This window comes from Bacillus sp. X1(2014) (assembly GCF_007678255.1).
Genome location: NZ_VEED01000018.1, coordinates 59,616 through 72,326 on the forward strand (window position 1 = coordinate 59,616; position 12,711 = coordinate 72,326).

Consider the following 12,711-nt stretch of genomic DNA (forward strand, 5'->3'; position numbering starts at 1 on the left):
TCGCCTCCTTATCATTACATTTTTTAATATTCATAATCAGATTGTATTATTCCTTTAACCCGTAATTGCTACAGAAAACATAAAAGGCGAGACAATAAATCTCGCCTATTTTTCAATTGAAGAATAGCTACCTAAACTAGGAAAGAAGCGCAAGCTGTGTGCAATTAAAAATTGCGCTGTATAATAGGTTGTCATTATCAAAATATCGGAATGGGGAATCTCTGAAACAAACATATTCCATGAGAGAATTGAGTCTGAGAGGACAAATAAAATACTTCCTATTATTGCCCATATATTATGGAAAAAAAATCCAATCCAACTCATCAGGGATATTATCACAATATACATAAGTACGGGAACTACTAAAGTATCCATATGATTCTGAAGCAATGCAGCGATTACGTGATATCCCATAACAAAGCCATATAATCCAATAGGTAGAATCATAAGAAGTGAAAGCTTTGTAAAACGCCAATAACGGGAAAACCCTGCTATATAAAACAGATGACCAATTAGGAAGGCTGCTAAGCCGATAACGAACCATCTAATTAGCCCATCACCAAGCATACAGATAAATAATCCTGACCATATAATCCAATGAGGGCGTGATTTTTTATCAAGTATTTGTTTATAAGCATAGAAAAGAATTAGCCACATTGGGATTAATTTAAATAGCATTTTGATTGCTTCTGGTTTGCTGGGAATGGCAAATATGTATATAAGGCTCATAACTAAAATGAAAATGGGTAACCGATAAGTTTTCAATATATTCACCTCTTTGTAACAGTTTTATTTCTCCTTGTTTTATAGCAAGAAGCTTCACCTTTATAGGATTTTATTAATCTACTATTTTCTTTATAACTAAAACACATTTCTATGTATCACAGGTTTAGACCCGTACATTGGGAAGTTCGTCAACTTAACCTGTTACGGTAAATTCTTACGCATTTTCACCGAGCTTATAACTCGATCATTCTTACTAAATACAGTGCTATTCGACTAAGAGAGAACCCTTTAGGGTATTACCCTTTTTGTAAATCGTAATTTCACAATCTTGCCCAATTTATAAAGAAGAGAGCATTTCCCATACATGATAATTTTATAGATTTGCTACATGAATAAACATTCTCCTCCTTATCATTACATTTTCTTATTCTTTTGTATGTAGTTTTAAAGGATGTTGGTAATTTTATGGTATTATTTAACAGAAGATTTATCCACAAATGATCAGATATCTTAACTATCGATTTTATTTTATTTTTTCAAGAATGAGGTATGAAAACTATGGATTCTAAATTTAAAATGTTAATAATACTATTTCCGTTCCTCTATTTACTTCACGATATAGAAGTAATCATTACCGTAGAAAAGTTCCTCATTGCAAATTCAAATATTATTCCATTTCGAGTTACAACAGAAGAATTTGCCTTAGCTTTTACTCTTATATGGATTCTTGCTTCGATCGGTTGTTTAAAAGCGTATTCAGGAAGAACCTTTTTCAGAATTAAGCCTATCACTTACCTGTCGTTTTTAGTTCCTGGTATTTTATTAGCGAACGGGGTTGGTCATTTATTTCAATTCATTTTTTTCAAAGTCTATGTGCCAGGGATAATTACAACTATATTTATCATATTCCCCTATTCCTTTTTGACAGCAAAGTTTCTTATCTCTGAAAGGTTATTAACTTTAAAAAGATTTCTAAGTTATTTAGTATTAGGTTTTCTTTTACAGGCACTTCTTGCATTGGTAGCACATTTTATATCAAAATTAACTTTTACATTGTTATTCAGCTAAACTAGTTAAAACAAAAAAGGCATTGTCAACAATGCCTTTTTTAGTTTGTTTTACTTGTAGATTTACGGCTGACGTGTTTGTGATTGTCAAACCCGTCCACCTCGAAAGATTGATAAAACTTTTATTTTTACTGCTACGTTCTTTCCTTTTAGTAAAATAATAACAGATAATAACTGGGATTCTAAAAAATAGTTGCGTAGCACTCCAACAATATTGGATCTTTATGAATCAATTGGTTTCCTGTTCATTATTTCCAAATAAAGAAAGCTACCAATGTTTGATCGGCAGCTTCAAGTTGTTATATGGTAAAACCCTTTTGTGTTTTGATAGAAGACATCTGAAACTTCCGAAGCGGAAAGCTTTTTGAGTAGTGCGATTTTCCTTATGGATTCCTCCATCATATTGGGATGAGTCATTTTCCCTGCAAATGGACCTTCAAATGGCCAAGGACCATCTGTTTCAACCATCATAAGTTCAAGAGGATAGACGCTGACAAGCTCCTGGATTTCTTGTTCATACTCCACATCCGGGGTAATAGAAATATGGTAGCCATTTCTAATCATTCGGTCCATTGTTTTCTGATCCCCTTTAAACCAGTGAAAATGCGCTTTGGAAACAGAATATTTTTCGAGAAGGTCACAAACAAGAGGTGCATCATCGTAAACAGCATGAAGAACAATCGGTTTGTCCCATATCTTCGCCTTCCTAATAAACACTTCTAATACTTCAAGATAAGGAGCAATCGAAATCTCCTGTTCTTGCCTTAAGTAGAATGGCAGCCCCACCTCTCCTACCGCAATCATTCCATCACGGTGGTCTTCCATCCAATTTAGCAGCACGTTCAGCTCGTTTTCAGAAGGCAATGCTTGTTCTGGATGGTAGCCAAATGCAGGTTTTACCTTTGGATATTTTTGTGAAAGCAAAAGGTTTCTTTTACTGGAATCCAAATGAAAGGATACAGAAATCAAGGCTTCGATATGGGCAGAATCCAATACCATCCGTTTGATTTCCTCATCCTGATAGCGATCCAAATGGATATGAGCGTCGATCATCTTCATTTGACTTCACCTACTAATTGGTAATATATATCCCTTTTGCATTGAATAAAGCTTTCATCCAGCAGAATCCCTTCGTGCCGGGGCCTATCAAAAGGAACCTCTATGTTTGAAACGACCGTTGCCTGCTTACCAGAAAGCATCATGACTCGATCGGATAGATACAGTGCTTCCTCAATATTGTGAGTAATAAAAAGAATCGTCCTTCGATGTGATTCCCACATTTCCATTAACCATTTCTGCATTTCAAACCGGGTTAGCTCATCTAAAGCGGAAAAAGGCTCATCAAGACAGATCACCTCTTGCGGACTCAATAAGGCACGGATAAAAGCAACCCGCTGCTTCATTCCTCCAGATAGCATGTGAGGATAGGCGTTTTCATAATCAGAGAGTCCTGCAATCGCCAGCATCTCTCGTGCTGCTTTTACTTCTTTTTTTCCCTGAAGCTCTTGGCCAAGAAGGACATTTTCAAGTATCGTCCTCCACGGGAAAAGAGAAGAAGTTTGAGGCATATAGCTAATAAAACCACGCTTGCCATTAATGCATTGGCCGTCTAATAGGATCTCCCCTTCATCTGGAGAAAGAATTCCTCCAATTAAATTGAAAATGGTGCTTTTCCCACTGCCTGAAGGACCAATAATAGAAACAAATTCATCTTTATAAATGGAAAAATCAAGGTCTTTCAGTACTTCATTTTGCAGGAAACGTTTTGAAACGTGTTGAAATCGAAGATAGCTCATTTTTTCTCATCCCCTTTCGGCTGCCAGCGGACCACTCTTCGTTCAAGTAAAACGATGAAAAAGAAAAAGAAGAGGCTTAAGAACATGATCGTAAAAATGGCAACGAATACACGGTCCGTTCGAAAAGACGACGATGCGAATGTCATAAAGACACCAATCCCCTGCTTAGCACCAAGCCATTCAGAAATAACGGCACCCATTACACTATACGTGGCAGAAACCTTAAAGCCTGAAAAAATAGAGGGCAACGAAGACGGAAGCTCCAATTTCCAAAATAGCTGTGTTTTAGATGCACCTGCCATCCTCATATAATGCTTCAACTCTGAAGGAGTTTGGCTAAATCCATCCAATGCGGCCACTGTAATGGGAAAGAAACAAACAAGAGTGATGACAATCATTTTCGGCAATAAGCCAAACCCAAACCAAATGACCAACAGTGGAGCTAGAACGATAATGGGAACATTTTGTGATAAAATCAACAATGGATAGAAGGAATCCCTTAAAACAGGAACAAGATGGAATAAAACGGCGACTGCCAGTCCAATGAATGCTCCAACTACAAATCCAAATAGTGAAATTTTAACCGTTGAAAACACATCTGGATAAAAATCACGCCAACCAGCAATGGCCTCTGTGAAAATCTTTGATGGTGGCGGAAGAAGCCATTCCGGCACTTCTGCTAGTTTAACAACAATCTCCCAAATCACAAACAAAAGGAGGAGAACCAAAATCGGTCTCCACCCTTTTACAAGATTCTTCCTCATCATCGATATTTCTCCGTTAAGTCATCCATGGCAATGCCTGTTGGCTGATAAAGGATTTTTACTTGAGAAATGACATTTTTGCTTCCCATTTCAATCATTCGTTCATTCATTTTTGAAATCACATTAAATAATTCGTGAAGTTCGCCTTCCATGGTTGTTTCTAACGGGTGTACCTCATATTTCACACCAGATTCAGCAATGACTTTAATGGCTTCATCAACGTATGGAATGACGTCTTCTCCACCCTTTGTTTTCGGGATGATTTGAATGCTGATTAGTGCATTCGCCATATCTTTCTACCCCCTATTGTTTTGGTAAAAATTCATTTGTAAATGCTTTTTTCGCATCTAATTTCTTATCAAGAAGCTTATTCTCATACATCCATTGTGCATAATTTTCCCAAATCTCTTGCTTTTGAATTCCCCATTCTTTTGCATCATTCTGATATTTCGGAGACAACCATTCTTGACTCTTCTTTACCAGCTTTGGATCTAAATCCGGTGCTGCTTTAATCAGGATATCTGCAGCTTGGTCAGGGTTTTTAATGGCAAATTCATACCCCTTGGCAGCGGCATTTACGAATGCCTTAACCGTTTCTGGGTTCTCTTCAATCATTTTTTCGTTTGTTTCTAAAACAGGTGTATAGTAGTCCAGTTTGTCAGAGTAATCTGTTAAGTAAACCATATTAATTTTTTCATTACGAAGTTCTGCTTCTACACCAGTCCACCCATAGTAAATCCAAGCGAAATCGATGTCTCGTTTCACAGCCGTAAAAAAGTCCGTATCCCCCATGTTCACGATTTTCACCTTATTAGCATCGGCGTTTTCCTTTTTCATAAGAGAAGTGATGACAGATTTTTCGACTGGCGAGCCCCATCCACCGTATGTTTTTCCTTGAAAATCTTTCGGAGATTGAATCTGTTTGCCAACTGGTGAAGCGAATCCTGATGTATTGTGCTGAATGACTGCAGCGATCGATACGAGCGGCACCCCTTGTATACGTGCCTGGGTAATCGCTTCTTGGTAGCCAACACCAAACTGTGCCTTGCCAGAAGCTACTAGTTGGTCAGCTCCGGTCTCACCCGGCATGATAATATCCACATCCAAGCCTTCTTTTTTAAAGAATCCTTTTTCTTTTGCTACATATAATCCAGTATGATTGGTATTTGGCGTCCAATCCAGTACAATCGAGACCTTTTTAAGAGGCTGTTTTTTTCCTGTTGCGTTTTCTGTTTCTTTTTTGCTGCTGCATCCAGTCACTAGAAGGACTGATAGGACTAGTACGAGCCATTTCTTCATGTTGAATCCCCCAAATGTAAAATAAAATCGAAAGTGAAACAAATGAAATAGAGTGAAATCTAAGTGTTGGTTAGAAGGCAAAAACTTGCTTAAACAAAATAAAGCACCCAGGCATAGAAACCTGAGTGCATATCAGCAAACAATTACTTGTTTAAGAATATGTTCCCTCCGCCGGTATCAACCAGATCAGGTTCCAAGGGTCATCGTCTCACGGACTAAATCTCAACCGGCCACACCGGTTCCCCCACATTTCATCGAATTTCACTTATTATTTTACTATTATATCAGTCAAGGCAGTCCATGCCAACTTATTTAATGTATTTATGCTTCTTAACAGCTGCCTACCCTTTCCCGTTTACGTATGAACCTACTTCAAATTGGCAATGCCTGTATCCAATCCTTTCAACTAATACAAAAAAGATGCCCCATTCCAATGGAACATCTTTTTCTATTGAACTTTATCCTATTTGCTCCTCTGTCCCTGTTTCCTCAGAAGTCACATCCTCAATGGAAACAAACTCCTCCGACATTGGACGAAGTTTCTTGGATCCTACTAAGAAATAGTAGACAATCGCCACACCAAAAATCGTCAGAATCACACCAGCCAAAGGCAGCTCCACTCCAAACAATGGAAGAGTTGTCGTTAACACGCTGTATTTTACCACGCAGAAGAAAGAGAAAACACCCAATACTAATGCAATTGCCGGTACGACAGGATAGCTCACTTTAAATGGTCTTTCCAAATTTGGTTCCTTTTTACGCAGCACAAACAACGAAACCATGCTTAAGCAGTACATCGTAATCGCACCAAAAACGGAGAGGATAATCAACGCATTTGCAAAGTTTGCTGAGCCTGCTGCGATCACGCCAATCGATCCAGGAACAATCAAGCCCCAATGCGGCACCCCGCGTTTCGAAAGCTTAGACAAAAACTTAGGCAGGTATCCTGCACGAGCCAGGGCAAACGTTTGACGGGAATAACCAATAATAATACCGTGCAAGCTGGCAATTAAACCAAATAAACCGATAATGGCAACTGATTTTGGAATAAAGCTGCCTTCTCCATAAATACTTGCCAATGCCTGAGGAAGTGGATAATCCGCCGGTTTACCAGTACCACCGCCAAGTCCTGCCGTTACGACTAAGGTTAAAATCGTAGCCACACCAAGCGTTAAAATACCGGAAATAAATCCTTTTGGAATATCCTTCTTCGGGTCGCGCACCTCTTCTGCTGCCATCGCTCCCCCCTCAATCGCAAGGAAGAACCAAATGGCATATGGAATCGCTGCCAAAACACCGGACCAGCCATGACTAAAAGCCATATCATTAAATATATTGGATGATTGAACATGAGGTAAACCGGCCACATAATAAATCGCGAGACCGATTAGTGCCAATACCGTTGCCACTAACTCAATGATAGCGGCACCTTTTACACCGATGAGGTTGACCAAAATAAATAAAATAAACATTCCGACCGTTGCATAAACGGCATTAATACTTGGGATTAAGAAATTGATATACGCGCCAACCGAAACCGCAATCGCTGGAGGGGCAAAAACAAATTCCAGTAAACAGGCTAAACCGGTAATAAAGCCCATAAACGGCCCCATTGCCTTTCGGGCGTAGGCAGACGGCCCGCCGGCATGAGGGATGGAAGTGGAAAGCTCTGAATAACTAAAAATAAAGGTTGTATAAAAGACAATAATAATCAGTGCGGCAATGCCGAGGCCGATGGTGCCGCCTGATTCAAAACCATAGTTCCAGCCAAAATATTGGCCGGATATGACCATCCCTACGGCAATACCCCAGAGATGGATTGGTTTAAGCGCTTTTTGTAAATGGTTGTTTCCCTGCTCCATAAACCCTTCCCCTTTCAAAGTAAATTTCTTGAAAATATTAAACTGAAACCATATCCCATACATGACTATTTTCAAAACTAGTGGTTACTAGTTTAATATAGAATTGTAGAAGGATTCACAGGTTATTTTATCCAAATATTATCGTGTCTTCAAAATCGACATGACCTTCCGAACAGATTGGGCTGATTGATCAAGGGCTGTTTTTTCTTCAGGCGTTAACGCAATTTCAATGACCGTTTCAATTCCATCGCCGCCAAGGATCGTTGGAACCCCTAGATATAAATCCTGATAGCCATATTCCCCTTCCAGATAAGCAATACATGGCAAGATTCGTTTTTTGTCCTTTAATATGGCTTCAGCCATTTGGACCATCGAAGCTGCCGGGGCGTAGTAGGCACTGCCTTGACCTAGCAAACTGACAATCTCGCCGCCGCCTTTACGGGTTCTTTCCACAATCGCTTCCATTCGGTGAGCCGGGAGAATTTTATCAAGCGGGATTCCGCCGGCATAAGAGAATCGAACCAATGGGACCATATCATCACCATGCCCGCCAAGGACAAAACCCGAAATATCTTCCACTGATACCTTCAATTCCTGTGCGACAAACGTGTTGAAACGAGCAGTGTCTAAGACACCGGACTGACCGATAACCCTATTTTTAGGAAACCCTGTTGTTTTATAGCAAACATAGGTCATCGCATCAACCGGATTACTTAAAACGATAATGTAGCTATTCGGCGCATATTTTTTAATATTTTCCGAGACTTGCTCGATAATTATTGCATTGGTAGAAACCAAATCATCCCGGCTCATCCCCGGTTTCCGCGGCAGTCCTGCCGTGATTAACACCAAATCAGCATCCTGTATATCCGCATAATCTGAGGTACCCGTTATATTTGCATTAAAGCCTTGGACGGGGCTGGCTTCCAGCATATCCAGTGCCTTCCCTTTGGTCGGATCGTTTTGAGACGGGATATCAACCAGAACGACATCTCCTAATTCTTTTTGCGCAATCATCAGCGCTGCTGTTGCACCGGTAAATCCTGCACCAATTACGGCAATTTTTTTACGTTTGAAAGCCATGTATCTTCCTCCATTCTTTTAAAAATTATTCCGTTTGTGCTGGAGGTTCATCTTGTTTAGCTTTTTGACCCCGTTTTGCTGGTTTTGGTTTCTCCCCGCCCTTTTTCGGCGTCTGTGCCAACATTTGCCCTACTCCCTCATCCGGACGCGGGATCACATGCGCGGTTACCAGCACCCCGACACTTTGAGCTGCATACTTGCCAGCATCGACTGCTGCTTGGACAGCCCCGACATCTCCTTCTACTAAAATCGAAACGAGTCCGGCGTCCACTTTTTCTTTTTTTACTAAACGTACATCTGCTGCTTTCACCATTGCATCTGCGGCAACAATCGAGGCAATCAGTCCTCTTGTTTCAATCATTCCTAAGGCTTTTGACATCGTTTTACGCACCTCCTTCTGCATCAATAGAATCGATAATTCCGATAATGACAGCATCAATCGGCAGTCTAGGCTCACCGATAATATTTGCCGCCGCACTTCCCGTTGTGACCATCACTTTATCTCCGACTCCGGCACCAATCCGATCCACCGCAATAAACGGTGAATGGATCGGCGCCCCGGAAGGAAGCTCCGGCTGGACAAATAAATATTTTAATCCTGTTAGATTCTCTTCCTTCCTTGTCGCCCACACATTTCCAATCACCGTTCCAACTAACAAAAAATCATCCCCTTAACCTAATCCATAACTTGGATGGTTTTTTTCAGCTCTCTTGCGGCATCCCGAGCCAATGGAGTCACAATGGTGCCTTTCCGAACCGAAATCATCTCGTACTGGCATGCCTGCACATCTCTTTTGGTTAAGAGATTTTTTTGAAAATGAACTTCTTTTGGTTCCATTGGTTCAGGTGATACCTGATTGGTCACAGGCTGGGGTTTTACTAAAGGCTCCCCATCCTTGACAAGGAAACCAGCCTGACCGCTTGTAATGAACCCGGCATTTGCTTCGTCGGTATCGATATGCATCTCAAGCCGATATCTCGGTGAAACCCTAATCAGCACTCTTTCAAGCGAAACCGGGCGTTCCCCTTCTGTTCGGATTCGTACATACTCGCCGTTTTCTACACCAAAATTAGCGGCATCCTCCGGGTTCATATGAATATGAGCCTGGGCTGCGATCAGTCCTTCATTTTTAAAAATACTTCCTTTGGGCCCTACCAGTGTAATCGGAGCAGAACCAGCAATATTGCCCGATCCCCTTAGGGGCGGGTTCAACCCCAGCTTTACTGCATCTGTTCTGCTGACTTCCACTTGTGTTAACGAACGGGCGGGTCCGAGGATTCGCACTTTTTCAATGCTTCCTTTTGGTCCGACTATTACAATCGTTTCATTTGCCGCAAATTGGCCTGGCTGAGACAAATCCGCTTTTTTCGTTAACTCATACCCTTTGCCAAAAAGCGTATCTAAATCAGCTTGACTTAAGTGGCAATGGCGTGCAGAGACAGCCATCGGGATTGTATTGGGTCTGGAGTCCTTTTTTAGCAATTGCTGAATCACTTCTTCAACAAGAGTTCGAATGGTTTGTTCATTCATCGAATTGGCTCCTTACTTCTTACACTTCCACTTCTAATTTTGGCAAAATGCTCTCTAATTCATTGTGCGGACGTGGGATGACATGAACAGATAATAGTTCACCAACACGTTCAGCTGCTGCCGCGCCTGCTTCTGTTGCCGCTTTAACCGCACCTACATCTCCGCGGACAAGAACCGTTACAAGCCCGCCGCCCACATGTACTTTTCCGACTAAATGGACGTTTGCTGCCTTTACCATTGCATCTGCTGCTTCCACGGATGCTACCAAACCTTTTGTTTCTACCATTCCTAATGCAGTTAATTCTCTAGCCATTGTCAATTCCTCCTATTAATTCATTTGATATTTTTTTAATACTTGATTTACCAATTCAGAAATTACCTGCGGATCTAGCTGATCCGATCCATTTACATTGCTTAAAACCTGATTCACAATCTCATCTACATGGTTGCTGGCCCCCCACTGTGGAGAAGCACTTTTGCTGGATGGTTCTGGAACGTTAACCTCTTTTGTTCCATAGGCCATTCTTTTAATATTGATTAAATGGCGGGCCGTAAGATTGTCTGAAGTAATATTACCGCCAAATGATCCACAGCCAAGTGTCAGCGATGGCATCAATTCCGTGGTGGCTCCAACCGCACCAATGGAAGAAAGAGTATTCACCATCAATCGTGATACCGGCATTACTAACGCAAATTCACGGGCCACATTGTCATCATTGGTGTGAAGGGATAAGCTATGTCCCATCCCGCCTAAATGTAAGATTTTCACACACAGCTCTTTTGCACTTTCATAGCTTTCTGCTGTATAAATCGGAAAGATCGGCGACAGTTTTTCAATGGAAAAAGGAACGTCCTTCCCGATCCGGGTTTCTTCCGCAATTAAAATCGTTGTGTCTGCTGGAACAGAAATACCCGCCAATTCCGCAATCTTGACAGCACTTTGACCAACGATTGCCGGATTGAGTTTTCCTGGCAATGGTGAAATCAATTTTTCTAAATGAGATTTCTCCTGCTCATTTAAGAAATAGGCGCCATTATTTTTAAGCTCCCTTATGGCCTTTTCTTTGACATTCTCGTCCACCACAATCGCCTGTTCCGTTGCACAAATCGTGCTGTTATCAAATGTTTTGCTTTGGACGATCATTTTGACCGCTTTTTCGATATTGGCGGTTTTTTCGATATAGACGGGCACATTTCCAGGACCGACACCATAGGCAGGCTTTCCTGAACTGTAGGCAGCACGGACTAAATCTTTACCGCCAGTTGCTAAAATCAAATCTATATCACGATGGTGCATTAATTCAGTGGTTGCTGCCATTGTTGGTTTTGAGATCCAGCCGATAATTCCGTCCGGCGCTCCCGCATCCACCGCTGCCTCCAAACAAATTTTTAAAGCGGCGACTGAGCATTTCACTGCCCGTGGGTGCGGACTAAATACGATTCCATTTCTTGTTTTTAGGGCGATTAATGCTTTAAAAATCGCACTCGAAGTTGGATTTGTTGTTGGAATGATCCCGGCAATCACCCCAAAAGGTGAGGCGACTTCGACTATTTTCTTTGTAGGGTCCTCGTTAATGATTCCAACTGTCTTCTCGTTTTTAATAGATTCATAGACAGCAAGTGAACCGACATCATTTTTCATTTTTTTATGTTCGACCACACCCATTCCGGTTTCTTCGACCGCCATCTGGGCTAATTCAAGAGATTTGGCCGCAGCCGCTTCGGCAGCACGTTTCACAATTTTGTCGACTTGTTCTTGGGAAAACGCCAAGTACTTTTGCTGTGCTTCTTTCGCTTTCTGAACTGCATCCCGCATTTCCTGAATGGATTGTAGATCTAAATCAAATGGCAACAGGGACACTCCTTTCTCTCTTGTTTTTTGTGTAAAATTACACGTATGTAGCATTATCCGCCAATTAAATAGGAATCTAATACTGTCGTGGATTTCTCGCAATCTCGATAATCACAGCACGAAAAGCATCCGCTGCCGCCTGGCATGCCGATTGCGACCCGGTCAATAGCCCACCTCCAAAGTTTGTTTCCGAAGGTGGTCCAAAAAACTTAACCAGCTCTACATCCGCAGCCTTTAACGCCGCATCGATTCCATACACCGCCTCAAGCGGCGGGGCAATCAAATAGGCTAGTGCTTCTCCTTGATTAATCCCTGCCTCAGCTGATAGATAAGAACCGGTTCTTGCCACGACATTTGCATACAATGCATGGCTTTTTTCCTCATTGATTGCCTCAAAATACGCTTCATTTTCTGCGGTATGAATCACCGCATCCATCCCGCTTTTCACTTCATCTGGACTTGGACCTGCCAACACGCCGATCATTTCCCCAGACAATGGCCCTGATGCATGCGCGGAACCTGCGTAGAAGGACTTTGCATAGACAACATCAACATCTGCACGTTTCGTTGCTTCATCAAGAGCTGTATAGCCGACATCGTCAATCGTTGAGGTGAAAATCGCTAAACTCCGTTGATGGGGTTTTAACTGAAACTGAGCTGCTAAGGCAGGGTCAACGTTTGGAATAATTCGAACTGCCAAGATATTTGCATGAATTCGTTCTAATGCCATT

Annotated in this window: 15 protein-coding genes and 1 riboswitch; of the genes, 1 reads left to right on the top strand and 14 read right to left on the bottom strand. The window is 41.5% G+C overall.

Features of this window, described 5'->3' with window-relative positions; all coding sequences use genetic code 11:
- Positions 1-105: 105 nt before the first annotated feature.
- Positions 106-774 (bottom strand): lysoplasmalogenase, encoded by a 669-nt coding sequence (locus FS608_RS24040; RefSeq protein WP_313958735.1) that lies wholly within the window; start codon positions 772-774, stop codon positions 106-108.
- A gap of 528 nt (positions 775-1,302) precedes the next feature.
- Between FS608_RS24040 and FS608_RS24045 the strand changes: the two genes are divergently transcribed.
- The gene (locus FS608_RS24045; RefSeq protein ID WP_260871805.1) at positions 1,303-1,794 is read left to right on the top strand and encodes an HXXEE domain-containing protein; all 492 of its coding nucleotides are present in this window, start codon (positions 1,303-1,305) and stop codon (positions 1,792-1,794) included.
- Positions 1,795-2,084: 290 nt separating this feature from the next.
- On the opposite strand, the gene FS608_RS24050 is transcribed toward FS608_RS24045, so the two are convergent.
- From FS608_RS24050 to eutL, 13 genes are all read right to left on the bottom strand, one after another.
- Complete coding sequence (locus FS608_RS24050) at positions 2,085-2,852, bottom strand: TatD family hydrolase (protein WP_144555083.1); 768 nt, start codon at positions 2,850-2,852, stop codon at positions 2,085-2,087.
- On the bottom strand, positions 2,849-3,589 hold the full coding sequence (locus tag FS608_RS24055) for an ABC transporter ATP-binding protein (protein WP_144555084.1): 741 nt from the start codon (positions 3,587-3,589) through the stop codon (positions 2,849-2,851). Before FS608_RS24055 ends, FS608_RS24050 begins: the two co-directional genes overlap by 4 nt.
- Entirely contained in the window at positions 3,586-4,353 is a 768-nt protein-coding gene (locus tag FS608_RS24060) for an ABC transporter permease (protein ID WP_144555133.1), read from the bottom strand. Before FS608_RS24060 ends, FS608_RS24055 begins: the two co-directional genes overlap by 4 nt.
- Positions 4,353-4,643, bottom strand: a complete 291-nt coding sequence (locus FS608_RS24065) for a thiamine-binding protein (protein ID WP_144555085.1) — start codon at positions 4,641-4,643, stop codon at positions 4,353-4,355. The genes FS608_RS24060 and FS608_RS24065 overlap by 1 nt, the downstream gene beginning before the upstream one ends.
- Positions 4,644-4,656: 13 nt before the next feature.
- Positions 4,657-5,652: an ABC transporter substrate-binding protein gene (locus FS608_RS24070; RefSeq protein ID WP_144555086.1), complete on the bottom strand. Its 996-nt coding sequence runs from the start codon at positions 5,650-5,652 to the stop codon at positions 4,657-4,659.
- Between the two features lie 146 nt (positions 5,653-5,798).
- Positions 5,799-5,908, bottom strand: a riboswitch (TPP riboswitch).
- A 202-nt stretch (positions 5,909-6,110) separates the two neighbouring features.
- Complete coding sequence (eat, locus tag FS608_RS24075) at positions 6,111-7,514, bottom strand: ethanolamine permease (RefSeq protein ID WP_144555087.1); 1,404 nt, start codon at positions 7,512-7,514, stop codon at positions 6,111-6,113.
- 138 nt (positions 7,515-7,652) lie between these two features.
- A complete protein-coding gene (gene mdh, locus FS608_RS24080) occupies positions 7,653-8,597 on the bottom strand; it encodes a malate dehydrogenase (protein WP_144555088.1) in 945 nt (314 codons plus the stop codon).
- A 25-nt stretch (positions 8,598-8,622) separates the two neighbouring features.
- The gene (locus tag FS608_RS24085) at positions 8,623-8,976 is read right to left on the bottom strand and encodes a BMC domain-containing protein (protein ID WP_144555089.1); all 354 of its coding nucleotides are present in this window, start codon (positions 8,974-8,976) and stop codon (positions 8,623-8,625) included.
- A 4-nt stretch (positions 8,977-8,980) separates the two neighbouring features.
- Positions 8,981-9,256, bottom strand: coding sequence for a EutN/CcmL family microcompartment protein (locus FS608_RS24090; protein ID WP_144555090.1), 276 nt, complete (start codon positions 9,254-9,256; stop codon positions 8,981-8,983).
- A gap of 17 nt (positions 9,257-9,273) precedes the next feature.
- Positions 9,274-10,128: a phosphate propanoyltransferase gene (locus FS608_RS24095; RefSeq protein ID WP_144555091.1), complete on the bottom strand. Its 855-nt coding sequence runs from the start codon at positions 10,126-10,128 to the stop codon at positions 9,274-9,276.
- 19 nt (positions 10,129-10,147) lie between these two features.
- Positions 10,148-10,441 (bottom strand): BMC domain-containing protein, encoded by a 294-nt coding sequence (locus FS608_RS24100; RefSeq protein WP_144555092.1) that lies wholly within the window; start codon positions 10,439-10,441, stop codon positions 10,148-10,150.
- Between the two features lie 15 nt (positions 10,442-10,456).
- Positions 10,457-11,980 carry an aldehyde dehydrogenase family protein gene (locus FS608_RS24105; protein WP_144555093.1) on the bottom strand — a complete coding sequence of 508 codons (1,524 nt, stop codon included), beginning with the start codon at positions 11,978-11,980 and terminating at the stop codon, positions 10,457-10,459.
- Between the two features lie 76 nt (positions 11,981-12,056).
- Positions 12,057-12,710 carry an ethanolamine utilization microcompartment protein EutL gene (gene eutL / locus FS608_RS24110; RefSeq protein WP_144555094.1) on the bottom strand — a complete coding sequence of 218 codons (654 nt, stop codon included), beginning with the start codon at positions 12,708-12,710 and terminating at the stop codon, positions 12,057-12,059.
- Between the last annotated feature and the right edge of the window lies 1 nt (position 12,711).